This window comes from Amycolatopsis nivea (genome assembly GCF_004522235.1).
In the GTDB taxonomy this organism is placed as follows: domain Bacteria; phylum Actinomycetota; class Actinomycetes; order Mycobacteriales; family Pseudonocardiaceae; genus Amycolatopsis; species Amycolatopsis nivea.
This window is the reverse complement of record NZ_SDLT01000009.1, coordinates 137,106-159,407: the sequence shown is the minus strand read 5'-3', so window position 1 is coordinate 159,407 and position 22,302 is coordinate 137,106. Positions and strand designations below refer to the sequence as shown.

Sequence of the window (22,302 nt, the reverse complement as noted above, 5' to 3'; positions counted from 1 at the left end):
TTGTCGGGTGGATGATCTTCTCGCCGCCGACTATTCGAAGCTCGACGTTTTGGCTGCCGGCCCGTCTTCGGAACGGGCCGCGTTGGCTGTGCGCGCGGGCGAGCTGTACCCGGCGGCGAACGACGACCAGCGGCGGCACCTCCATTACCTGCTGTACCTGCTCGGGACGGACAGCGATCCGGTCTTGCTCGATCTGCTGACCCGGCTCCGCACGGCCAGGCTGCTCGAGGAGGTGGTGCGGCGAGGCCTGCCGGTGCCCGAACCCGTGCTGGATCAGCTGATCAAGGAACTGGGATATCAGCCGCCGGTCATCGACGCGGCGGGGTTGTCCGGCGCCCGGCGGCGGGCGAAAGCGCTCGGTACGCTGCTGAAGGACGACGATCTGTGCGGCCGGGCGGCGCTCGCACTTGCCCGGATCGGTGCGCGCGAATGGACGGTGCCGATCGCCCGGCGGCTTTTCGCGTCCGCCGGGCTCGTGCACACCTTCTTGGCGGTCGCGCTGGAGGAAATGGGCGACCCGGCCGCCGTCCCGGTGCTGCTCGACTGGCTGGCGAACGGCCCGGAGCAGCCTGCCTGGGACGTCCACCGGGCACTGGTCCGGCTCACTGGACGGTCTCCGTTGCTGCCCGCGCCCGACGATATCCGCCGGGTTTGGGCCGCGCTCGACCGCACCGCCGGGCCAGTCCCCGAGGTGCGCGACGTGGTCCCCGATTCTCCTTCCGCACTGCGGTTTTCCGTCGACGAAGGCCGGGCCTGGGTGCGCGTCGAGTTCGACGCGCCGTCGCCGGGACCGACGTGGCCGCGCTGGGATCAGACGCTGTACATCGGGGATCGGGCGCGTTTTGGCGTCGGCTCCGGGTGCGAGACCTGCGAAACCACGCTGCACCTGCTCGGCTTCGGTCCCGCCGAAGCGCTGGCCGGCGCCGACCAGGTACGGGAAGTCCTCGCTGGGCTGCGGGAACTCACCACCGCGACCGTGCGCGCGCTGGAACCGCTGCTGCAGGAGCTGGAGACTGGGCACTACCGGATGCTCTTGGCCGATCTGCCGCTGGAACGAGTACGGACGGCGGAGCAGTCGTGGTGGTGGCTGCGCAGAAGCGAGACGCGCAGTGCGTGGGAGGGGGACCCCGACTGGCCGGGCATCGAGCATTTCCAAGTCCCGCGGGCGATTCCCGGCGAGATGCCGGCGTACGGCAGCGTGGTTCCGTCGCAACCGCTGGACGCGCTGGACCCGGTGACAGTCGGCCGGTACGCCGAAGCCATCGCCCGCGGCGAGCGTCCGGCGGCGTTGCTGCTGGCCTGGGCGGAGGACAGGTACATCAGCGCCGAGTGGCCGGAACGGTTCGTGCTGGGCGTCGTCCTTGACGGACACCACCGGCTGGCCGCCTACGCCGCGGCAGGCGTACCCGCGCGCCTGGTACTGCTGGTGCAAGGGGAGAGCGGCGAGACGGTGGAGGACTTTGTGCGTGGTTATCCCGGTTAGGACCGGGACAACCACGCCCGAGCCCTAGTCCCGCGCGAAAACCCGCTTCCCCCCGAACCACGTCTCCCGCACCGTGATCCCGGCCAGTTCGTTTGCCGGGGTCTTGAACGGATCCTGGTCCAGCACCACGAAATCCGCCGACTTCCCCGGCGTCAGCGACCCCGTCACGTCGTCCAGTCCGCACGCGCGGGCTGAGTTCAGCGTGAACACCTGGATCGCCTCGGCCAGTGTGATCGCCTGCTCCGGCCACAGGCTCCCCGGGTGTTTGCCGTACGGGTCCTGCCGCGTGATCAGGCCCTCGATGCCTTCCCAGGCGTTCGGGGATTCGCTCACCGGCCAGTCCGAACCCCCGGCGACCAGTGCGCCGGTGTCCAGCAGCGTCCGGTTCGGCTGCATGCGCGCCGCGCGTTCGGCGGGGATCACCTGGGCGATGGCGTCCGGGATCACGCCGGGCACCCAGAGGAACGGCGAGATGTCCGCCGACACGTTGAGCGTCGCGAACCGCTCCAGGTCGTCCGGGTGGATGAACTGTCCGTGCGCCACTTGGATTTTCGTCGTGTAGTCGCCGCGGGCGCGGAGGTTTCCGGCAGCGTCCAAGGTGGCCCGGACGGCAGCGTCGCCCGCGCAGTGGATCTTTGCCGAAAGCCCGGCCGCGACGGCGACGTCCAGCCACTTCGCGAGTTCCTCCGGCGGCATCGTGGTGTCGCCGCAAAAACACTCGTGGTGCAGGTACGGCTCGAGGAACGCCGCGGTGTGCGCGGGCGGGGTGCCGTCGAGGAAGATCTTCACGAAGTCCGGCCGGTGGTGCTCGCTGCGGTACGCTGCGGCGCGGTCGAGCAGTGGTTCGCCGATCGGGTCCGCGCCGAAGATCGGGTCGTTGACCAACATCGACGACACCACCCACGCGGCCAGTTCGCCCGCGTCGTCCAGCGTCTTCAACGCGGTGAGGATGTCGAGGGTGGCCCCGGCGTCCTGGAACGCGGTGATGCCGTACGAGTGCAGGATCGCGATCGCCCGCCGCGACGCTTCGGCGTGCTGTTCGGCGGTGAGCGTGCGCGTGTCCCGCATCGCCCGCTCCACCGCCAAGCCCGCGCTCTCGATCAGCAGACCGGTCGGCGCGCCGCTGTCGAGGTCGCGGTGGATCGTCCCGCCGGTCGGGTCCGGAGTGGCCGCGGTGATCCCGGCCAGTTCCAGCGCCCGGCTGCTCGCCCACCGGTTGTGCCTGCTGTCCTCGATCAGCACCACCGGACGGCCGCCCGCCGCCTCGTCCAGTGCCCGCCGCACGGACTCGTGGCCGAGTTCAGGGGCCAAAGTGGACGGCCAGGCGCCGCCGACGACCCATTCGTCCGGACCGAGCCCGGCCGACCATTCCCTGACCGCGGCGAGGATTTCGTCCAGTCCCGCGCCGCTTTCCAGGCGCAGCTCGAACAATTCCCGCCCGGCGAGGGCGTGGTGGCTGTGCACGTCCACGAAACCCGGCAGCACGAACGCGCCGCCGAGATCGACGACCTCGGTGTCCGGACCGGCCTCGGCGGTGCTCACCCGGCCGTTTTCCACCGCGAGCGAGGCCGCCCACGGCCGATCTTCGTCCACTGTGTACACAGTGGCGTTGGTGAGGAGCAGTTCAGGCGCCACGGGTCACTGTCCAGCGGGGTCGTAGTCCGGCGAATAAACAGTGTTGCTGAGCAGCCGGCCGTACGCGCCGAAGGTGAAGTGCGTCGGCGACTTGCCGTCCTCGCCCAGTCCGAACAGCGAACCGTGCGACCGCAGTTCCCGCACGTTCCGGTGGTCGGCCACGGTCACCGACGCGCACGGGATGACCTTCTCGCGCCAGGTGAACACGTAGATCCCGGGCCGGATCTGGTAGACGGAGTTCTCGTCGGTGTCGGCGAGGCCGCGCTCCGGGCCGGAAAGGCACTGCCAGGTGTACCAGTGCGGGGTGAGGTAAACGTGCTCGTACGCGTGCTCTTCGCTGTAGACCCATTGCACGCGGCGGCCGATCAGCGCGGTGCTGGGCGCGATTTCCTCGCCGTGCGCCTCGCGGCCCTGGATGGTCGCGGGACGGAACCGTTGCGTCACGCGGGGAAGTCCGTCGCCGATCGTGCTCGTGACGACCAGTGCGCGGCCCTGGCGCACGTCCAGCAGCAGGCTGTACGAGGTTTCCGCGCCGGGGTGGAACTGCACGTAGAACAGTCCGGCGTCGACGAGGAACGTCTCGGAAGCGGTCTCGCCGGTGGCGCCGTCCTCGTTCCACGACGCGCGGCCGCCGGTGAAGCTGATCGAGAACGTGCCGCCGTCGGCACAGTCCAAAGTGAACGACTGGTTGTCGAGATCGTCCACAGTGGCCGCTTTGTTGGCGTCGAAGCCGGGGGCGAGCCCGTCGAGCGGGAGCCAGGTGGAGGTGTCGGACAGATTGGTCGCGGGCATGGAGCCTTCCTCAGTGTTCGCAGTGGCCGTGGGCGGCCGAGGGCAGGTCGAGTGCCGGGTTCCGGTCGCAGAACCCGTAGGGGCGCACCATGAATCCGGAGTAGTCGACCGGCATGACCGGCCAGTCCTCCGGACGCGGGATGTGCGTGGGGCCGAAGACGTGCCACAGCACGACGTCGGTGTCGCTGACGGAGCGGTCGGCCGCCGTCCACGCGGGCAGACCGGCTCCGCCCGGGTGCGCGTTGGGCCGATCGCCCGCCGGGAAGCGTTCGTCAGGCGCGTAGGGCGTGACCCACAGGTGGTTCGTGGCGAACGTCGCGCGCTGGTACACCGTCGATTCCGGTTGTGCCATCAGGGTTGCCGACGGCCGCGGCACGAGCTGGTACGCGGTCGGCGCGCCGAGCCGGTTGGTGTGCTCGGTGCTGCGGACTTCCCACACCCGCGCGGTCGCCGGGTTCGCGTGCCGCTTCGCTTCCTGTTCGGTGCGCAGTTCGGTGGCCTTCCAGGTGAAGGCGTTGCCATACGGGTTCTTTTCGCCGACCGGAATGCCGACAGCGTCCACTTCGTACACCGAGTTGCGCTGACCGTCGACGGCGAAGTCGAGCCGTGCGCAGAACAGGTGCTGGTGCACCGGCGCGAACAGGCCGGGCGCGATCTCGGACGCGTGCGGACTCGTGGACCCAGGCTCGCCCGCGCCGGAGAAGACGATCCCGGTCGCCTTGGCTTCGCATTCGATGGTGCCGTCGAGGTAGAGATACCAAAAGAAGCCGTAGTCGTAATTGCCGATGGTGGAGATCGACGAGATCACCAGCCGGCGCGAACGGCGGACCTCGGCCTTGCCGTCCAGATCGGTGTGCTTCCACAGGATCCCGTAGTCCTCCTCGTGCATGCAGATCGCGTTCGGCACGCGCACCGGCTGGCCGTGGTCGTCGGCGAGGAAGGCGTCGAAGTAGTGGATCACGCCGAGGCAGTCGCAGCCGAGGCGCAGGCTGTTGCCGTTCTTGCCGAGCAGGTATTCGCCGGCGTCGAAGTAGCTGATCCAGAACCGGCCGATTGACGTATCACCGTAAGGAACAACCATCTCAGGCACCGACGCGCGGTACAGCACCGAGCGGTCCTGGAAGGTCAGCTGGTGCAGGGTCAATCCCTCGCGCGCGTTGAACCCGACGCGCAGCTGCCAGCCCTCCCACGTCACCAGCGAGCCGTCGACCTGGAAGCTCGGGCCTTCCGGCTGGGTGATCTCGATCGGCTTGAGCGTCGTGCGCGCGGGGTGGTGCCCGTACCGGCCGGAGTCCTCCGGGACCGGGGTGTCGCCCTCGTCCTCGACCCGCAGGACGCGCTGTTCGGTCAGGTTGAGGTGCGCGACCAGGCCCTCGACCGGATGCGCCCACGGGCTGTCGGTGTCGTCCTCGCGCAGGAAGGTGAGCGAACGGATGACCCGGCCGGTCTCGTCCTCGCGGCCGAAATAGCCAGGGGCGAGCGGCGCGCAGAACGCGTGCTCGATGCGGTCGCCGAGGCCGCGGCGCGCCATGGCCGCGCGCCATTCCGGCGAGGCCTTCGTGACGGCCTCGGCCAGGTCGTATTCCTCGAAGAGATACGGGGGCTGGCCCTCGCCGCACTTCTCGTGGCTGACCAGCGCCCCGGCGGTCACCGACACGACCGCGTCGGCCGATTCGCCGGTCGCGGTGTCGAGCAGGGTGAACTGGATCCGGCGGTCGGCCGGGGCGCCGGCCAGCACGGCGGCCTTGTCCGGCTCCACCGGGAGGACCTGCGGAAACCGCGTCGTCTCGGTGATCAGCCCCTGTGCCTCCAGCACGGCCCGGCCTGCGGCGAGCTCGTCGGCGGTCAGCGGGTCAAGGGGGTGCGGGTGTGCGTTGCTCATGGTGTCCCTTCGCGCTCCTCGCCGCAGTGTTCGCGGTGCCCCGGGGACAGCGGTAGCCGGGACCCGGGGGTCGTGCGGTCGCTGACAACAAGGATGCACTCGTTGCCAATCCCCGCGGGCGCCGTTGCTGCAGGATTGCCGGATGCGACTCGACCTCGACGGCAAGGCCGTGCTGATCACCGGAGCCGCGTCCGGGATCGGGCTGGCCTGCGCGCGGGCGTTCCTGGACGAGGGCGCGCGGGTCGGGATCCTCGACCGGGTCCGGCCGCCGTCGCTGCCGGGGGACGTCGTCGCGGCGCGGGCGGACATCACCGACGAGGACCAGGTGGCCGCGGGCGTGCGGCTCGTGGCGGAGTCGTTCGGCGGGATTGACGTGGTAGTCGGCTGCGCTGGGATATCAGGGCCGGTCGGACGGCCGCTTTCCGAGACCAGCGCGGCGGACTTCACCTCGGTGATGGCGGTGAACGTGCTGGGCCAGTTCCTGGTCGCGAAGCACGCTCGGCCGTGGCTGGGGGACGGGAGCTCGATCGTCTTCCTGGCCAGCGATTCGGCCTTCGTGTGCGCGCCGGGGATGGTGCCCTACTGCGCGTCGAAGGGCGCGGTGGTGTCGTTGACGCGCGCGTTGTCGGTCGAGTTCGGCGGCGTCCGGGTCAACTGCGTGTGCCCGTCGGTGGTGGACACGCCGATGGCGCGAGGGGATTTGGGAGACCTGCTGGACGAACCGGGATTCCCGGTCCAGGCGGCCGGGGAGGTCGCCCAGCAGGTGGTGTATCTGGCTTCCGCGCGGGCGCGGACGGTGAACGGACAGGCCTTGCTCGCCGACTTCGGCTATTCGGCTCGGTCTGGGTTTCCTGCTTGAAAGGGAGAAATGACGATGGCAGACACGCGGGTCGTGGCGATTACCGGCGGAGGGACGGGCATTGGGGCTGCGGTTGCTCGGCGGTACGCCGGCGAAGGCGCACAGGTCGTGGTTCTGGGCCGGCGGCGCGAGCCGCTGGAGAAGGTCGCTGCGGAGACTGGCGCGCACGTGATCGCCGGCGACGCCAGCGTCCGGGAGGACGCGGAGGCGGCGGTCGCGGAAATCGTCGAAAAGTTCGGGCGGCTGGACGTGATCGTGGCCAATGCCGGCGGGCACGGGCTTTCTTCGGTGGTGGACACCGGCGACGAGGAATGGGAGATCGCGCTTCGGTCCAATTTGTCCAGTGCGTTCGTGTTTTGCCGCGCTGCGTTGCCCTCTCTCGTGAAGAGCGGCGGGCAGGTCGTCATCGTTTCTTCGCTGGCCGGGTTGTTCGCCGGGCCCAATGTCGCCGGGTACACGGTGGCGAAGCACGCGCTGATCGGGCTGACCCGGTCTATCGCCCGGGATTACGGGCCGCGCGGCGTGCGGGCCAACGCGGTGTGCCCGGGCTGGGTGCGGACGCCGATGGCGGACGGGGAGATGGAACAGTTCGCCGAGGCGGCCGGGTTCGACGGCGGGCACGACGAGGGGTACCGGCGGGTGACCGCCGAGGTGCCGCTGCGGCGTCCGGCCGAACCGGAGGAAATCGCTTCCATCGTGCGGTTCCTGGGCTCGTCGGAGTCCTCGTACATCACCGGGGCCGTGCTGGTCGCGGACGGCGGGGCGCACGCGGTCGACTTGCCCACCTTGGCCTTTGAGCGCGCCGGGATGGGGTCGTAGAGCCGCTGGGGTTGGGCGGCACCGCTGACGTGCTGCCCGACTGAGGTACGTGAGGGGAACCCTGACGGAATCAGATTCCCTCAGGGTTCCCCTCACGTACCTCAGCGCAGGCAACGCCGCATCCGTTCGCGACGGCCGGGTCAGCTTGATTCCGCCAGGGTCCGCAGCCATTTCGTGAGCAGCTGGGTTTCCGTCGCGCCCAGAATCTCCGGGTTCGCCGCGGCGTGCTCCAGCACGCGGTGGATTTCGGCGGACCGGTCCCCGGCCGCCGAGGTGCCGGTGATCGCGGCGATCGCGCCTTCCCGCACCGCCACGGACAGCGGGCGGTCTTCCTCGGCGAGGATGATCTGCCGCAGCGTGACGCCGATGTTCGCCACCAGGATGTGCGCGGCCGCCTGGTCCGGCGGGACCGTCAGGCGGCCCTGGTCGGCCGCCGCCTTGGTCAGGGCGCGCAGCATCGCGCTGGGGCGTTCTTGCGCTTCGGGGGCGTGGCCGGGGTGCACCTGGCCGTACATGAGCGTGTAGAAGCCGGGGTTCGCGATTCCGAACGCGACGTGGGCGTCCCAGCCGTCGCGCAGGTCCTGGATCGGGTCGCCGGACGGCTCGTGCGCGCCCTTCTCCGCGAGGTACAGGTCGAAGCCGCGCTCGACGACCGCGTCCAGCAGGCCCTGTTTGCTGCCGAAGAAGTGGTACAGCGTCGGCATTTTCACCCCGGCTTGGGCACAGATCGCGCGCAGCGAGATGTCCTCGCCCGGCGTCGCGGCGACCTGTTCGGCGGCGGCGTCCAGGAGCCGGGTCCGTGTATCCGCGTTCGCAATCTGTGTCACACCGCTATGGTAGCTGCTATTGCACTGCTACAGTGATACATATCAGCGATAAAGAGATGGAGGGGTCCTCATGACCGACCACACCCTCAAGGGCAAGAACGTCCTGGTCGCCGCCGGGGCGAAGAACCTGGGCGGGCTCATCAGCAGGCAGGCCGCCGAGGCCGGCGCGAACGTGGCGATCCACTACAACTCCGAGTCGACCCGGCCGCAGGCGGAGGAGACGCTCGCCGCGGTCGAGGCGGCGGGCGGCAAGGGCGTCGTGCTCACCGGCGACCTCACCGTCCCGGCGAACGTGGAGAAGCTGTTCGCCGACGCGGAGGCCGCGCTCGGGAAGATCGACGTCGCGGTGAACACGGTGGGCAAGGTGCTGCGCAAGCCGATCACCGAGACCACCGAGGACGAGTACGACTCGATGTTCGACATCAACTCGAAGGCGGCCTACTTCTTCATCAAGGAAGCGGGCAAGAACGTCGCGGACGGCGGCAAGATCATCACGATCGTGACCAGCCTGCTCGCGGCGTTCACCGACGGGTACTCGACCTACGCGGGCGGCAAGAGCCCGGTCGAGCACTTCACCCGCGCCGCGGCCAAGGAATTCGCCCCGCGCGGGATCTCGGTCACCGCGGTCGGGCCCGGCCCGATGGACACGCCGTTCTTCTACGGCCAGGAAACCCCGGAACGGGTGGAATTCCACAAGTCGCAGGCGATGGGCGGGCAGCTGACGAAGATCGAGGACATCGCCCCGATCGTGTCGTTCCTCGCGACGTCCGGCTGGTGGATCACCGGGCAGACTATCTTCGCCAACGGCGGCTACACCACCCGCTGAGCAACGACAGCAAGGGAAACGCCATGTCCGAAGTGGAGATTCCGGAACCGGTGGCGTCGTTCGTCGACGCGGTGAACCGGCACGACGAGGCCGCGTTCCTGGACGCGTTCACCGAAAAGGGCGTCGTGGACGACTGGGGCCGGTCGTTCGCCGGACGCGCCGAGATCAAGGGGTGGAGCGACGTCGAGTTCATCGGCTCGCGCGGCGTCCTGACCCCGGAGGAGGTCACGGTCTGCGGCGACGGCGCCGTCACCGTCGTCGGGGATTGGCGCAGCAATCACGCCAACGGACGGTCGAAGTTCGTCTTCGCCGTCGAGGGCGACCGGATCGCCAAGATGACCATCCGGGAAGGCTGACCGGCCGGGGCGTGGGCGTCCCACCGCGGAACGCCCACGCCCCGGGTCAGTTGGTGCCCAGATACGCCTGGTGCAGTGTGTCCGGCTGGTCCAGCAGGGGCTGCGACTCCCCGGCGTAGGTGACCCTGCCGGACGAAACGACCACGGCTTCCTGCGCGACTTTCAGCGCCAGGTGGGTGAACTGTTCCACCAGGAGGATCGCCGCGCCCGCGTTGGCGAATTCGGTGACCGCCGGGAGAAGCCGGGTGAAGACGGCCGGGGCCAGGCCGAGCGACATCTCGTCGATGAGCAGGAACTTCGGTTTCGCGGCGAAGGCCCGGCCCAGTACCACCATCTGCTGCTCGCCGCCGGACAGCAGCGCGGCGGGCGAGTTCTTGCGTTTCTCCAATTCCGGGAACAGGGCGAGGACTTCTTCCACGCCGGCCGGGGTTTTGGCGGTCAGGCGCAGGTTTTCCAGGACGGTCAGGCTGGCGAACACCGCGCGTCCTTGTTCCACGTGCGCCAGTCCGAGCCGCGCTCTGGCTACCCGCGAGTGTTTCGTGACCTCAGTGTGTCCAATGTGGATAGCCCCGGACGCCGCCGGGATCACGCCGGACAGGGCTTCCAGCAGGCTGGTCTTGCCCGCTCCGTTGGGGCCGACCAACGCGGTGATCTTGCCCGGTTCCAGTGTCATTCCGACGTCGGCGATGACTGGGCCCGCGCCGCGCGCGACGGTCAGGTTCTCGATTCGCAGCGTGCTCACAGCATCTCCGTTTCGCCAAGGTAGGCTTTCAGAACCGCCGGATCCGCCAGCACTTCCGCCTGCGGGCCGCTCGCCAGCACCTCGCCGAAGTCGAGCACGGTCAGCGTGTCGCAGACCGACCGGACCAGGTCTAGGTCGTGTTCGATGATCAGCACCGAGACGCCGAACCGGGCCGGGACCTGCCGCAGGCGTTCGCCGAACGCGACGTGTTCCTCGTGCGGGAGACCCGCCGCCGGTTCGTCGAGGAGCAGCACCTGGGGCTTGGCCATGAGGTGGCCGACGACTTCGACCAGCCGGCGCGCGCCCACGTCGACCCGGTCCAGCGGCGTCGCGGCCGGCGGGCAGCCGAAGAACTCCAGCGCGGCAGCGACTTCGGCGGCATCCGGGCGTCGGCGGGCGACGAAGCGGACGTATGCCTCGATGGTCAGGCCCGCGGGGACTCGGTCTTGTTGGAAGGTTCGGCGCAGGCCGGAGCGGGCTCGTTGCGTCGGATTGCCGGTGAGCGGACGGTCGGCCAGTTCGACGGTTCCTTCCGCTTGCGGCAGGAAGCCGCTGATGGCGTCGACCAAAGTGGACTTTCCCGCGCCGTTCGGGCCGATGACGCCTAGGACTCCGCCCTTCGGTACGGCCAAGTCCACTCCGGACAGTGCCTTCACTTGTCCGAAGGTGACACTCAGGCCCCGGACCACCAGTACCGGCTCGCCGGGCGGCAGCCGCGGAGGTTCTTCGCCCAGCGCAGTGATCTGAACCCCAGCGCTGGCCCTCGATCGACGCCGCCACAGCTCGCGGATCGCGGTGCCGAGGTTGCCGCGTCCGGCCAGTGCCTGGATGCCCAGGAGACCAAAGATCACGTAACCCCAGTCTTGCGGGACTCCCCACCGCTTCAACAGCTCTGGTACGGCAACCCAGAGGACAGCACCGAACACTGCCATATCAATCAGGTGCGCACCGGACATGATTGCCAGCACGTACAACGCCAGCGATTGCAGCGGGGCGAAGCTGGTCGGGAACGCGAACCCGACCTGTGCGGTCAGCAGGCCGCCGCTGATACCGCCCAGAGTGGCGCTGACCGCGAAGGCCGACAGCTTGGCCGTACGAACGCTGGCGCCTGCCGCCGCGGTACCGCGCTCGGAGAACGCCACCGCGGCCCAGCTGCTGCCCCACGGACCGCGCCGGAGGAAGTGCACGAGCAAGGCGCAGACGATCAGGACGATGATGCACATGAGGAAGTACGCGTTGTCGTCGGCCACAAAGGACGGACGGTCCACCGAGACGCCGTCCGTGGTGCCGGGGAACTGGATTTCCACCAGGGTGACGTCGGCGGCCGCGGCCAGGCCGAGCGTCACCACCGCCAGGTTGATCCCGCGCAGGCGCAGCGCCGGGAGTCCGATGAGGACACCGACGACACCGGCGGCGAGACCGCCCAGCAGCAGCCAGAAGAAGAAGCCGCCGGGGGCACCGGCTTTGTTCAACGCGGAGACGACCCACGCGCCGATCGCGCCGAAGGTCAGCTGGCACAAGGAAATCATTCCGGCGCTGCCGGTGACGACACCTAAGCCGAGCAAGGCGATCGCGGCTACGACGACGCTGACGCCGAGGTAGGCGAAGTAGCCGTTGAGACCGACGGTCAGGCCGATTCCGACCAGCACCGCGACCACCGCGACGACCAGTGGGGTTCCGAAGCGGGACACTGCGCCCCGGTCAGCGAGCTGCATCCCACACCTCCTTGCGCTGAGACCACACGAGCAGGCCGACGATGGCCAGGAACGGGACGAAATTCCGCACTACCGAAAGCTGGTCGACCTGCGCGAGCGCGCCCTGCAGCATGCCGAGAACGAGTCCGCCGACGACGGCGAGGTCCAGCCTGCGGAACCCGCCGAGCAGGGCCGCCGCGGCCGCGGGCACGACCAGCATGGACAGCGAGGTGGCATCGTTCGATTGGGACGGCGCGACGATCACGATGATGACCGTGCTGATCAGCCCGGTGGCGCCCCACACGGCGGCACTGAGACGTTTCGCGGGGATACCTAACAGCTCAGCTGTCGTCGGGCGTTCCGACAAAGCACGCAGTGAGATACCAACGGGCGTCTTTGTCAGGATCAGCCGCGCGGCGAAGGCGATCACCACCGCCAGCACGACGGTCACGACCGTCACCTGGCTGATCACCACCCCGCCGACGGTGAACGCCGGGCCGGCCAGCAACGCCTGGAACGGCTGCGGTTTGTTGCCGAACAGGATGAACGACAACGAGATCAACAGCAGCAGCACCGCGACAGTGACCGCCGAGCGGGTGCCGGTGCCTGCTTCGGCGAGCCACGTCGAGACGACCCAGCCGATCAGCACGCTCAGCACTCCGCCCAGCAGCACGCCGAGCACCACCGCCAGCCACTCCGGCAGTCCGCCGTGGACGGACAGCGCCACCCCGACGTAACTGCCGAACATGCCGGTCGCCGCCTGCGCGAAGTTGACGACCCGGACCAGCCGCGACATCAGCGTCAGGCACACCGCCAGCACCGCGTAAAGCCCGCCGGCGGCGAGCCCGGCCAGCGCTCCCTGCACCATTGCAGTCTCCTCTTTCCAGAGCGGATCGGGTCAGCGCCGCGGAATCCGCAGCCAGTCGGTACCGGCGATCTCCCACCGGTTCGTGCCCGTCGCGAGCTTCACCGGCCAGCCCGCGATGTTGTCGTGGTGCGTCTGCCCGGGGCCGAACACGTACGGCGTGCCGACCATCGGATCGGAGATCGGCTTCATTTCGCGCAGCGCCTTCGTCACCGATTCCCGCGTGATGTCGCCCGGCATGCCTTCCAGCACCTTCAGGAAGTACTTCGCCGCGAGATAGCCGCCCTGGCTGAACGAGGTCAGCGGAATGTTGTTGCGAGTCATGAGATCCCGCCACTCCTTGGTGCGCGGGCTCGACGGATCGGTGAACGGGTAGAACTCGGCGGGCACGTAGACGCCCTTGCCCGCGTCGGAAACCGCTTTCGCGTACTGTTCACTGTAGACACTCGTGAGCAGCAGCCAGGTCACGTCTTTCCAACCTTGTGCCTGCGCGGCTTTCAGCTGGCCGATCGAGTCGGGCTCCACCGGGTTCACCGTCACCGCTTTGCACCCGGCGGCACGCGCCTTCACGATGTAAGGCGTGTAGTCGGAACCGTTGTACGGCACGGTCGCGTCGACGTACTTCAGTTTCTTGCCGGTGATTTTCGACCATTCGTCAATGGCCGCGCGGTAGTATGGCAACGTGTTCCCGGCGATTTCCAGCAGTGCGCACATGTCTTCCAGGTGCAGCACTTCGGAGCCGTACAGCAGGGTCAGCGTCATGTCGTGGAACGGCCCGACGTTGGCCGGCCCGATGTTCGGGCTGGTGAAGCACGACGGGTCGACGCCGATGCCGGAGATGGAGAGGACTCTTTCCTGCTGGTAGTACTTGGCGTTGATCTGGCATTCGATGAGGCTCGACGAACCGACCAGCGCCACCGCCTGGTCGCCGCCCACGATTTCGCGGGCCGCGGCCGCCGCGGCGGCGGGGTCGCCCTTGTCGTCGATGGCGTGGTATTCGATCTTGCGCCCGTGCACGCCGCCCGCCGCGTTCGCCGCGTCGAAGACGGCCTTGGCGGCCTGGGAGGATTCCGGGAAGGTGGCGGGACCGCTCAGCGCGTTGACCGAGCCGACCACGATCGGTCCGTTCGGATCGGCGGTGCCCGCGCAGCCCGCCGCGACCAGCGTGACGAGCACGGCCGACGCGAGCGCGGGCAGGAACTTTCTCATCATGGCTCGGCTTTCCGGTCCACAGTGACCAGAGGGGGAGGGGAGAGAGAACGGGGGCGGTGCCGGGGGAAGGACCGGCACCGCCGTGGCGCGGCAGGCTCAGTCGGTCGCCGCGGCGACCGGGGCGGAATCGACGATCTGCTCGAAGCTCGCGACCTTGTCGCCGTCGAACTTCCACACGTGCGCCACGCGCGCGGTGAAAGCCTTGCCGGACTTGCGGTTCGTGCCGGTGTACGTGCCGAGCCCGACGATCGAATCACCGGCGTCCAGCAGCGCGGACAGGGAGAACTGGTAGCCGTCCCAGTCGCGGGCGATTGCCTCAAAGACGTTGCGCCGCACCTCGTCCGGCCCGGTGTAGGTGCCCGCGTAAGGGAATCCGGCGGCCTCGGTCCAGGTGGTCTCGGGGCCGATCGGCGCGAGCATGCCGTCGAGGTCGCCGCGGTCGCTCGCCTCGTAGTGCGCGGTGATCACGTCCAAATTGGACACAGGGAAACTCCTTAAACGGGCTGGACGTCGGGGTAGCTGATCGAGCCGAGCGGGTAGATGTGCCCGCCCGCGCGGGAGTGCTCGGACCGGCCGTCGCCGGTGATGCCGAGGAAAACGCCGGTGGTGCGCAGGTCGTAGCCGAGGTCGTGCAGCCACACGCTCGCCACCGCGATCCGGAACTCGCGGAAGCAGAACAGGTACAGGCCGTCGGCGAACTTCCAGACGGTCGACATGTCCACGTCGCCGTGCCCGCGCTGCACGCCCTCGACGCACTGCCAGCAGTAGCGTTCGGAGGAAAGGTAAACGTGCTCGTACAGGTGGTTCGGGCTGTAGCGGTAGACGTTGCGCTTGCCGATGAGGTCCCGCGACGGCCCGGGCACGTCCCCCGTCGGCTCGCCGCCGTCGGTAGTGCCGGCGTGGAAGGTCTGCGAAACCCGCGGCGTGCCTTCGATGTCCTCGTCGCCGATCACCGACCGGATGGTCATCGCGCGGTGCGTGGTCGTCGAGTAGACGATCGTGAGGGCCTCGCCTTCGACGCTCGTCAGCGGCAGATTCACGAAGAAGACGTCAGGACGCACGGCGACCGCGTCGTACGGGTCCTCGACGCCGTTGAGCGTGAGCCGTTCGCCGTCGAGGAACCGCAGCTCGAGCTTCGCGCCGTCATCGAGCGTGACGGTGAGCTCCTGCCCGGTGAGGTCCGCGTTGGGCAGCCGGTAGGTGTCGATCCCGGCGGCGAACTCGTCGTAGGTGCGCCATTCGTCAGGGGAAGGGTCGGACATGCCCATCATGCTCGCCGCGCCCCGGCCCGGGAGCGAACGTTCGTGCGCTGGCGGGCAACTGCCGGACGCTCGCGGTCAATACCAGCGGCTTCGAGGCGAAACGGCAACGGCGCCCCCGGTGATCGGGAGCGCCGTGGATGGTGTGGGAGCCGGGTCAGCCGCGGGCGCGGAGCTCGCTCGGCGACTGTGCGAAGGCCGCCCGGAACACCCGCGAAAAGTGCGCCGCGTCGACAAATCCCCACCGCGCCGCGATTGCCGCCACCGGACGTGCCGCCAGCAACGGATCCCGCAGATCCCGGCGGCAATGCTCCAACCGCCGCTGCCGGATCCACCCAGCGACGGTCGTCCCCTGCTCCTGGAACAACCCGTGCAGATGCCGCGTCGAGATGTAATGCTCCGCGGCGATCTGCGCCGGACCGAGATCAGACCGCGAAAGATTCGCGTCGATGTAACTGCGGATCCGCCGCATCAGGTCATGGTGCGGGTCCGCCGCCGTGCGGTCCAGGTCAAGTTCCGTGGCCAGCATCGTGGTCAGCAGATCGACCGCGTTGTGGGCCAACCGCACGCCCACCGGGCTCGTCAGCACGTCCAGATTCCCGCCCAGCTGCGCCAGGAACGGCACCACGACGTTGCCGACGCCCTCGCGTCCGGACATCCGCACCGCGGTGAGCTGACCAACCAGATCACGTGGCAGGTCAACCTGCTGCTGCGGGAACATCAGCACCAGCGTCCGGAAATTCTCTTCGAACACGAGAGAGTACGGCCGGTTCGTGTCGTACAGCGCGACGTCGCCGGGCCGCAGCACGGCTTCGCGGCCGTCCTGAGTGAGGATGCCGGTGCCGGCCAGCATGACGCTCAGCTTGTAGCACGGGCGGTCGGCGCGGGCGATGAGTTCCGGCGTCCGCTCGACCGCGTGCGGCGACGCGGTGATCTCGGTGAGCGCGATCTCGCCCGCCTCGTGCGTGCGGAGCCTGCCGTGGAACCGGTCGCGGTGCTCGGTGCTCACCTGCAGCGGCACGAACGATCGCAGGACAGCGGACCGGAACTCCGTGAAGTCCTGCGCGACCGTGGTCGGCGTCTGCAAGATAGCCGTCATCATGTCACCTCTCCGTCGAAGTGCCGGTACCGCTGCGTGCCCGGGGAAGGGACCTGGCGCCCCTTCCCCGGACGGGACGCACCTTAGACCTGTTCGCCCAGTTTGAAACCCTGGTCGGCCCCGTCGGCGCGGGTGTAGGAGAACCCGTCCGCGCCGATGGTGACGTCCATTTCCTTCGTCTCGGTGCGTTCCTCGACCGGCTGGAGCTTCCCGTCCAGGTCGAGCACCCGCGAGGCCTCGGTGTACCAGCTCGGCACCACCGGATTGCCCCACCAGTCGCGGCGCTGGTTGTCGTGCACGTCCCAGCTGATCACCGGGTTGTCCGGGTCGCCGGTGTAATAGTCGTGGGTGTAGATCTCGATCCGGTGCCCGTCCGGGTCACGCACGTACAAATAGAACGCGTTCGACACGCCGTGCCTGCCGGGACCGCGCTCGATCTGGTCCGATTTCCGCACCGCGCCGAGGTGGTCGCAGATGTGCAGGATCTGATGCCGCTCGTGCGTCGCGAACGCGATGTGGTGCAGGCGAGGGCCCGCGCCGCCGGTGAGCGCGACGTCGTGCACGGTCGGTTTGCGGAACATCCACGCCGCGTACACGGTGCCCTCGTCGTCCACGATGTCCTCCGACACCCGGAAGCCGAGGCCCTCGTAGTACTTCCGCGCGGCGGGAACGTCCGGCGTGTTCACGTTGAAGTGGTCCAGCCGCGACAGCGCGCCCGGGCCGTGCACGTCGTAGCGCTGGGTGAAGCGCTCGACGTGTTCGGCCTCGTAGAAGAACTCGATCGGGAAGCCGAGCGGGTCCAGCACGCGCACCGCTTCGCCGATGCCGCGCGTGGTTCCCGCCGGGACGCGGCGCACCTCGACGCCGAGTTCCCGGTAGTACGCCTCGGCGACGTCGAGCTCGCCCTCGCCGCGCACGCGATACGCGAGCACGGCCAGCGCCGGTTCCGCGCCCTTGCGCAGGATCAGCGAGTGGTGCAGGTATTCCTCGAACGCGCGCAGGTATATCGCCTGGTCGTCCTCGTATGTCACGACGAGGCCGAGAACGTCCACATAGAACTCTCGCGACGCCTTCAGGTCGCTGACGATCAATTCCGCGTAGGCGCAGCGGATGACGTCCGGCGGGGTCGTGGTCATGCCTTGTCCTTCCCGGCCCCGAAGCGCGCCGTGTGCACGTCGCCGAGCGTGATGTGCACGGCCTGCTGTTCGGTGTAGAAGTCGATCGAGCGGTAGCCGCCTTCGTGGCCGAGGCCGGACGCCTTGACCCCGCCGAACGGCGTGCGCAGGTCGCGCACGTTGTGCGAGTTCAGCCAGACCATGCCGGCGTCGATGCTCTGCGAGAAGTTGTGCGCGCGCGTCAGGTCGGCGGTCCAGACGTAGGCGGCCAGGCCGTACTTGACGTTGTTCGCCAGCTCGAGCGCTTCCTCGTCGGTGTCGAACGGCGTGATCGCCACGACCGGGCCGAAGATTTCTTCCTGGAAGATTCGCGCGTCCGGCTTCACGTCGGCGAACACCGTCGGGGCCACGTAGTTCCCGGTGTCGAGGCCCTCCGGACGGCCGCCGCCAGCGAGCAGTTTCCCTTCCGTCTTGCCGATTTCGATGTAGCTCATCACCTTGTCGAAGTGCTCCGGGTGCACCAAGGCACCGACCTCGGTGGCCGGGTCGTGCGGGTCGCCGACGACGATGTTGCGGGCGCGTTCGGCGTACCGGGCGCAGAACTCCTCGTAAATCGGGCGCTCGACCAGGATCCGGCTGCCCGCCGTGCAGCGTTCGCCGTTGAGCGAGAAGACGCCGAACAGCGTGGAGTCCAGCGCGGCTTCGAAGTCCGCGTCGGCGAACACGACCGCCGGGGACTTGCCGCCCAGCTCCATCGACATGCCCTTGAGGCCGGGCGCGCAGTTGCGGAAGATCGTTTCGCCGGTGGTGGTTTCGCCGGTGAACGAGATCAGCCGTACGTCGGGGTGCTTGACCAGCGCGTCGCCCGCTTCCTCGCCGAGGCCGTTGACGAGGTTGAACACCCCGTCCGGCACGCCGGCCTCGCGGAAGATGTCCGCCCACAGGCTCGCCGACAGCGGTGTGAACTCGGCGGGCTTGAGCACCACGGTGCAGCCGGACGCCAGCGCCGGCGCGAGCTTCCAGCTCTCCAGCATGAACGGCGTGTTCCACGGCGTGATCAGCCCGGCGACGCCGACCGGCTTGCGGTTGACGTAGTTGACCTGCTTGCCGGGGACCTTGTAGGTGTCGTCGGCCTGCGCGACGATCAGGTCGGCGAAGAACCGGAAGTTCTCCGCCGCGCGCTGCGCCTGGCCGAGCGCCTGCTTGATCGGCAGGCCGGTGTCGAAGGTTTCCAGCTCGGCCAGCTGCTTGTCGCGGCTCTCCACGAGATCGGCGATCTTGTTGAGGATCCGGGCGCGCTGACGCGGCGGCATCTTCGGCCACGGCCCGTGGTCGAACGCCTCCTTCGCCGCGGCGACGGCGAGGTCGATGTCCTCGGCCTTGCCCGCCGAAGCCGTCATGTACGGCTTGTTCGTGACCGGGTCGAGCACCTCGAAGGTCTCGCCCGAGACGCTGTCGGCCGGCGCTCCGCCGATGTAGTGGCGGATGTGCTCCGGCAGGTTCTCCGGAACGTAGTGCGCGGTCATGGTCACTTTCCTTCCACGGTGAAGCCGTCGACGGGCGAGAGGTACTGCTCGCCCTGGCGCATCAGTTCGGTGATCCGGGCGATGCCCGGTTCGGTCGGGGTGATCAGCGGCGGGCGCACGAAGCCCGACTTGATCAGGCCGCGCTGCTCCAGCACCCACTTGCCCGGCGCCGGGTTGGTCTCGACGAACAGCAGGTCGACCAGCGGGTGCAGGCCGTAGTGGATCTCGCGGGCGCGGTCGAAGTCGCCCTCGGTCCACGCGCGGTACATCTCGGCGCTGGCGGCCGGGGCGATGTTCGCGGTGGCGCTGACGAAGCCGGTGCCGCCGAGGGAAAGCAGCGGAAGGCACAGCAGTTCGATGCCCGACCAGACGAGCAATTCCTTGCCGCACAAGTGAAGTACGCGGGAGAAGTGCTCGAAGTCCTTGGTGGTCTCCTTGATCCCGACGAAGTTGTCGAAATCGCGGAACAGCCGCGCGACTGTCTCCGGCGCGAGGTCGACCGACGTCCGGCTCGGCACGTTGTAGGCGACGATCGGCAGGTCCGGGAATTCCTTCGCGACCGTGGCGTACCAGCGGTAGAGCGCTTCCTGGGTGGGCCGCGCGTAGTACGGGGTGATGATCAGCGCGGCGTCGATGCCCGCGTCGCGTGCTTCGGAGGTCAGTTCCAGCGTCTCGTCGAGCTTCGCCGAACCGGTGCCGGGCATGAACGGCACCTTGTCGTCCACCGCCTTGGCGACCGTGCGGATCGTCTCCGCGCGCTCGGCCAGCGTCATCGCGCCGGGCTCGCCGGTGGAACCGCCGATCGAGACGCCGTGCGAACCGGACGCGAGCTGCCAGTTCACCAGGTTGGCCAGGCTGTCGTGGTCGACGGCGCCGTCGGCGGTGAACGGGGTCATCAGCGGCGCGATCGAGCCGGTGATGGCGTTCGGGGTACTGCGGAACCTCATGGGGTGGGGTCCTTCCTAGGGAGCTTCGGCGGGCGGGGCGGCCCGCCGGTCGAGGTAGGCGTCGAGGGTGGCGGTGCGGTGCCGGCGCGCGGCCAGTTCGAGTTCCAGCGGGTCGGCGTTCTGCTCGATCAGCACCAGCAGTTGTTCGTGTTCCTTGACCGATTCGTGCGCGCGGCCCGGGACGAAGCTGAACGTCGAATCGCGCAGCGACGCCAGCCGGTGCCAGCCGCGGTGCACGAGGTCGAGCACGTGCGGGTTCGGGCACGGTTCGAAGAGGACAGAGTGGAACTCTTGGTTCAGCTCGGTGAACCGGTGCGGTTCGAAGTTTTCCAGCGACAGGCGCATCTGCTCGTTGACCGCGCGCGCCCGTTCGATGTCCTGAGTGGACAGTTTCGGCGCGGACAGCGAAGTGGCGAAACCTTCCACCAACGCAAGCGTTTGCATGGTGTGCTCGTAGGCGGTCTCGTCGACCATCACCACCTGCGCGCCGACGTTCCGCTCGAACGTGACCAGCCCTTCGGCTTCGAGCAGCCGGATCGCCTCGCGCACCGGGACGACGCTGACGTCCAGTTCCTTGGCGATCTGCCCCAGCACCAGGCGATAGCCGGGACCGAAGGTCCGGTCCGCGATCCGGTCCTTGATCCAGCGGTACGCGCGCTGGGATTTGCTCTCGCCTGCTACGGGCGCCACTGGGCGTACCTGGCCTTCCAGTGCTCGTTCATCGGGTAGAGGCCGTCGACGCTTTCGCCGTTCGCGACCTGCTCCGCGATGAACGTTTCCTGGCGCTCCTGCTCGATCGCCGCGTCCGCGATTTTCTCCACCAGATGCGGCGGAATCACCAGGACGCCGTCGGAATCGCCGACAATCACGTCACCCGGCTGAACTGTCGCGCCACCGCACGCGATGGTGATGTCGACGTCCCACGGAACGTGACGGCGACCGAGCACGGCCGGATGCGGGCCGGAGTGGTAAGTCGGAATGTCCAGCGCTGCCACCGCCGCCAGGTCACGAACGCCGCCGTCGGTGACGATGCCCGCCGCGCCGCGGACCTGGGCACGCAGCGCGAGGATGTCGCCGATCGTGCCGGTTCCCTTTTCGCCGCGGGCTTCCATCACCAGGACGTCGCCGGGGTTGAGGGAATCGATAGCGCGTTTCTGGGCGTTGAAGCCGCCGCCGTGGGATTTGAAGAGGTCCTCACGGAAGGGGACGTAACGAAGCGTCCTCGCGCGGCCGATGAGTTTCGTGTCCGGGCGGGTGGAGCCGAGGCCGTCGATGGAGACGTGGTTGTAGCCGTTTTTGCGCAGCTGGGCGGAAAGCGTTGCCGTGCCTACGCTGGTGAGCTTGGTCTTAAGTTCTTCGGTGAGCACGAATTCCGCCGGGAGCCCTGCGGATTCCCGGTCGCCGTAAGCCTGTTCGCGCTGGTTGTCGTCGATTTTGGGCTGAGCACTGAACTCCGGCAGCGGCGTGGTGCCCTCCACGACCGGCGTGACCAGCCGCCCGGTGGTGAGGTCGCCGTGGCTGACCTCGACCTCGACCGTGTCGCCCGGCTGCACCACGGACGACCCCGCCGGAGTCCCGGTAAGGATGACGTCGCCGGGTTCGAGCGTGCTGAGCTGGGAGAGGTCGGCGACGAGGGTGCCGAAGTCGAAAATGAGGTCCTCGGTGGTGTCGTCCTGGACGAGCTCGCCGTTGACCCAGGTGCGGACGCGAAGATTTTTGGGGTCGACCTCCGCGGCCGGGATGGTCGCCGGACCGAGCGGGGTGAACCCGTCGCCGCCCTTGGAACGGAGGTTGGACCCGCCGTCGGCGTGCCGCAGATCGTATACGCCAAAGTCGTTGGCGGCGGTGACGCTCTCGACGCAGTCCCAGCCCTCATCCGGGCTGACGCGGCGGGCCTGCTTGCCGATGATCAAGGCGATCTCGCCCTCGAAGGCAAGGAGTTCGGTACCCGCGGGGCGCTCGATCGGGGTGCCGGAGGCGCTGATGGAGGTGACGGGTTTGACGAAGTAGGAGGGTTTCGCGGGGGTCCTGCCGCGTTGCTTCGCGCGGGACGGGTAGTTCAGATGAAGCGCAATGACCTTGCCCGGCCGCTCCGGCGGGGTGGTGCTCGATACGGGACTCATGGGGGTTGACCTGCCCGGATGTCGTCGGGAGAGGAAGATATCTCAAAAGATATACGATCCTGGCCGGTTGGGGCAAGGGGTGCGTTCGCTTGGAAGCAGGACTAAGGTGACTCGTGATTCACGGTCCCTTTTTGGGAAGACCGGAAGCGCTGCCTACCAACCAGCGCAGGCTGACTTCCTGTCAGCCGCCGAGTAGCGCCCGGCCTACACGGTTCCGGTTACTGGCCAACCGTGAATCATG

Annotated in this window: 21 protein-coding genes; 5 read left to right on the top strand and 16 right to left on the bottom strand. The window is 68.5% G+C overall.

Annotation, left to right across the window (positions count from 1 at the left end; translation table 11 throughout):
* Nucleotides 1-7 precede the first annotated feature (7 nt).
* A complete protein-coding gene (locus EIZ44_RS13565; RefSeq protein WP_134728875.1) occupies nucleotides 8-1,483 on the top strand; it encodes a hypothetical protein in 1,476 nt (491 codons plus the stop codon).
* Between the two features lie 24 nt (nucleotides 1,484-1,507).
* On the opposite strand, the gene EIZ44_RS13560 is transcribed toward EIZ44_RS13565, so the two are convergent.
* Genes EIZ44_RS13560 through EIZ44_RS13550 form a run of 3 tightly spaced genes read right to left on the bottom strand, consistent with a single transcriptional unit; the run spans nucleotide 1,508 to nucleotide 5,792 of the window.
* Nucleotides 1,508-3,118, bottom strand: a complete 1,611-nt coding sequence (locus tag EIZ44_RS13560) for an amidohydrolase (RefSeq protein WP_134728873.1) — start codon at nucleotides 3,116-3,118, stop codon at nucleotides 1,508-1,510.
* A gap of 3 nt (nucleotides 3,119-3,121) precedes the next feature.
* Entirely contained in the window at nucleotides 3,122-3,910 is a 789-nt protein-coding gene (locus EIZ44_RS13555) for a molybdenum cofactor biosynthesis F family protein (protein WP_134664934.1), read from the bottom strand.
* 10 nt (nucleotides 3,911-3,920) lie between these two features.
* Nucleotides 3,921-5,792 (bottom strand): primary-amine oxidase, encoded by a 1,872-nt coding sequence (locus EIZ44_RS13550; protein WP_134728871.1) that lies wholly within the window; start codon nucleotides 5,790-5,792, stop codon nucleotides 3,921-3,923.
* Nucleotides 5,793-5,934: 142 nt separating this feature from the next.
* Here EIZ44_RS13550 and EIZ44_RS13545 point away from each other — a divergent pair, with 142 nt between their 5' ends.
* Nucleotides 5,935-6,651 (top strand): SDR family NAD(P)-dependent oxidoreductase, encoded by a 717-nt coding sequence (locus tag EIZ44_RS13545; RefSeq protein ID WP_134728869.1) that lies wholly within the window; start codon nucleotides 5,935-5,937, stop codon nucleotides 6,649-6,651.
* A 15-nt stretch (nucleotides 6,652-6,666) separates the two neighbouring features.
* A complete protein-coding gene (locus EIZ44_RS13540; protein WP_134728867.1) occupies nucleotides 6,667-7,470 on the top strand; it encodes an SDR family NAD(P)-dependent oxidoreductase in 804 nt (267 codons plus the stop codon).
* A gap of 140 nt (nucleotides 7,471-7,610) precedes the next feature.
* On the opposite strand, the gene EIZ44_RS13535 is transcribed toward EIZ44_RS13540, so the two are convergent.
* Nucleotides 7,611-8,297 carry a TetR/AcrR family transcriptional regulator gene (locus EIZ44_RS13535; RefSeq protein WP_037817783.1) on the bottom strand — a complete coding sequence of 229 codons (687 nt, stop codon included), beginning with the start codon at nucleotides 8,295-8,297 and terminating at the stop codon, nucleotides 7,611-7,613.
* A gap of 70 nt (nucleotides 8,298-8,367) precedes the next feature.
* Here EIZ44_RS13535 and EIZ44_RS13530 point away from each other — a divergent pair, with 70 nt between their 5' ends.
* Both EIZ44_RS13530 and EIZ44_RS13525 read left to right on the top strand, forming a co-directional pair.
* Nucleotides 8,368-9,123 (top strand): SDR family oxidoreductase, encoded by a 756-nt coding sequence (locus tag EIZ44_RS13530; RefSeq protein ID WP_037817784.1) that lies wholly within the window; start codon nucleotides 8,368-8,370, stop codon nucleotides 9,121-9,123.
* A gap of 23 nt (nucleotides 9,124-9,146) precedes the next feature.
* A complete protein-coding gene (locus EIZ44_RS13525; RefSeq protein WP_134728865.1) occupies nucleotides 9,147-9,479 on the top strand; it encodes a nuclear transport factor 2 family protein in 333 nt (110 codons plus the stop codon).
* Between the two features lie 46 nt (nucleotides 9,480-9,525).
* Here the strand turns inward: EIZ44_RS13525 and EIZ44_RS13520 are convergent, their stop codons facing one another.
* The 12 genes from EIZ44_RS13520 to EIZ44_RS13465 form a co-directional block, all read right to left on the bottom strand.
* A complete protein-coding gene (locus tag EIZ44_RS13520; RefSeq protein ID WP_134728863.1) occupies nucleotides 9,526-10,221 on the bottom strand; it encodes an ABC transporter ATP-binding protein in 696 nt (231 codons plus the stop codon).
* Nucleotides 10,218-11,936: a branched-chain amino acid ABC transporter ATP-binding protein/permease gene (locus EIZ44_RS13515; RefSeq protein ID WP_134728861.1), complete on the bottom strand. Its 1,719-nt coding sequence runs from the start codon at nucleotides 11,934-11,936 to the stop codon at nucleotides 10,218-10,220. Before EIZ44_RS13515 ends, EIZ44_RS13520 begins: the two co-directional genes overlap by 4 nt.
* Nucleotides 11,923-12,783: a branched-chain amino acid ABC transporter permease gene (locus tag EIZ44_RS13510; RefSeq protein WP_037817791.1), complete on the bottom strand. Its 861-nt coding sequence runs from the start codon at nucleotides 12,781-12,783 to the stop codon at nucleotides 11,923-11,925. Before EIZ44_RS13510 ends, EIZ44_RS13515 begins: the two co-directional genes overlap by 14 nt.
* A 30-nt stretch (nucleotides 12,784-12,813) precedes the next feature.
* A complete protein-coding gene (locus tag EIZ44_RS13505; protein WP_238604664.1) occupies nucleotides 12,814-13,992 on the bottom strand; it encodes an ABC transporter substrate-binding protein in 1,179 nt (392 codons plus the stop codon).
* Between the two features lie 96 nt (nucleotides 13,993-14,088).
* Nucleotides 14,089-14,475, bottom strand: a complete 387-nt coding sequence (locus EIZ44_RS13500) for a nuclear transport factor 2 family protein (RefSeq protein ID WP_037817792.1) — start codon at nucleotides 14,473-14,475, stop codon at nucleotides 14,089-14,091.
* Between the two features lie 11 nt (nucleotides 14,476-14,486).
* The gene (locus EIZ44_RS13495) at nucleotides 14,487-15,254 is read right to left on the bottom strand and encodes a MoaF C-terminal domain-containing protein (protein ID WP_205673135.1); all 768 of its coding nucleotides are present in this window, start codon (nucleotides 15,252-15,254) and stop codon (nucleotides 14,487-14,489) included.
* Nucleotides 15,255-15,408: 154 nt separating this feature from the next.
* Nucleotides 15,409-16,350 carry an AraC-like ligand-binding domain-containing protein gene (locus EIZ44_RS13490; protein WP_107051170.1) on the bottom strand — a complete coding sequence of 314 codons (942 nt, stop codon included), beginning with the start codon at nucleotides 16,348-16,350 and terminating at the stop codon, nucleotides 15,409-15,411.
* An 83-nt stretch (nucleotides 16,351-16,433) separates the two neighbouring features.
* A complete protein-coding gene (gene hpaD, locus EIZ44_RS13485; protein ID WP_134728857.1) occupies nucleotides 16,434-17,486 on the bottom strand; it encodes a 3,4-dihydroxyphenylacetate 2,3-dioxygenase in 1,053 nt (350 codons plus the stop codon).
* Nucleotides 17,483-18,991 (bottom strand): 5-carboxymethyl-2-hydroxymuconate semialdehyde dehydrogenase, encoded by a 1,509-nt coding sequence (gene hpaE / locus EIZ44_RS13480; RefSeq protein ID WP_134728855.1) that lies wholly within the window; start codon nucleotides 18,989-18,991, stop codon nucleotides 17,483-17,485. Before hpaE ends, hpaD begins: the two co-directional genes overlap by 4 nt.
* 2 nt (nucleotides 18,992-18,993) lie before the next feature.
* Nucleotides 18,994-19,938, bottom strand: coding sequence for a 4-hydroxy-tetrahydrodipicolinate synthase (gene dapA, locus EIZ44_RS13475; RefSeq protein WP_037817798.1), 945 nt, complete (start codon nucleotides 19,936-19,938; stop codon nucleotides 18,994-18,996).
* Between the two features lie 15 nt (nucleotides 19,939-19,953).
* Entirely contained in the window at nucleotides 19,954-20,628 is a 675-nt protein-coding gene (locus tag EIZ44_RS13470) for a GntR family transcriptional regulator (RefSeq protein ID WP_167754113.1), read from the bottom strand.
* Nucleotides 20,616-22,061, bottom strand: coding sequence for a fumarylacetoacetate hydrolase family protein (locus EIZ44_RS13465; protein ID WP_134728853.1), 1,446 nt, complete (start codon nucleotides 22,059-22,061; stop codon nucleotides 20,616-20,618). Before EIZ44_RS13465 ends, EIZ44_RS13470 begins: the two co-directional genes overlap by 13 nt.
* Nucleotides 22,062-22,302 lie beyond the last annotated feature (241 nt).

Excerpts from the sequence above, each read along its gene's own strand:
- EIZ44_RS13555 (WP_134664934.1), bottom strand. The coding sequence starts at position 3,910 with ATGCCCGCGACCAATCTGTCCGACACCTCCACCTGGCTCCCGCTCGAC.
- EIZ44_RS13550 (WP_134728871.1), bottom strand. The coding sequence starts at position 5,792 with ATGAGCAACGCACACCCGCACCCCCTTGACCCGCTGACCGCCGACGAG.
- EIZ44_RS13545 (WP_134728869.1), top strand. The coding sequence starts at position 5,935 with ATGCGACTCGACCTCGACGGCAAGGCCGTGCTGATCACCGGAGCCGCG.
- EIZ44_RS13540 (WP_134728867.1), top strand. The coding sequence starts at position 6,667 with ATGGCAGACACGCGGGTCGTGGCGATTACCGGCGGAGGGACGGGCATT.
- EIZ44_RS13530 (WP_037817784.1), top strand. The coding sequence starts at position 8,368 with ATGACCGACCACACCCTCAAGGGCAAGAACGTCCTGGTCGCCGCCGGG.
- EIZ44_RS13525 (WP_134728865.1), top strand. The coding sequence starts at position 9,147 with ATGTCCGAAGTGGAGATTCCGGAACCGGTGGCGTCGTTCGTCGACGCG.
- EIZ44_RS13515 (WP_134728861.1), bottom strand. The coding sequence starts at position 11,936 with ATGCAGCTCGCTGACCGGGGCGCAGTGTCCCGCTTCGGAACCCCACTG.
- EIZ44_RS13510 (WP_037817791.1), bottom strand. The coding sequence starts at position 12,783 with ATGGTGCAGGGAGCGCTGGCCGGGCTCGCCGCCGGCGGGCTTTACGCG.
- EIZ44_RS13505 (WP_238604664.1), bottom strand. The coding sequence starts at position 13,992 with ATGATGAGAAAGTTCCTGCCCGCGCTCGCGTCGGCCGTGCTCGTCACG.
- EIZ44_RS13495 (WP_205673135.1), bottom strand. The coding sequence starts at position 15,254 with ATGTCCGACCCTTCCCCTGACGAATGGCGCACCTACGACGAGTTCGCC.
- EIZ44_RS13490 (WP_107051170.1), bottom strand. The coding sequence starts at position 16,350 with ATGACGGCTATCTTGCAGACGCCGACCACGGTCGCGCAGGACTTCACG.
- hpaD (WP_134728857.1), bottom strand. The coding sequence starts at position 17,486 with ATGACCACGACCCCGCCGGACGTCATCCGCTGCGCCTACGCGGAATTG.
- hpaE (WP_134728855.1), bottom strand. The coding sequence starts at position 18,991 with ATGACCGCGCACTACGTTCCGGAGAACCTGCCGGAGCACATCCGCCAC.
- dapA (WP_037817798.1), bottom strand. The coding sequence starts at position 19,938 with ATGAGGTTCCGCAGTACCCCGAACGCCATCACCGGCTCGATCGCGCCG.
- EIZ44_RS13465 (WP_134728853.1), bottom strand. The coding sequence starts at position 22,061 with ATGAGTCCCGTATCGAGCACCACCCCGCCGGAGCGGCCGGGCAAGGTC.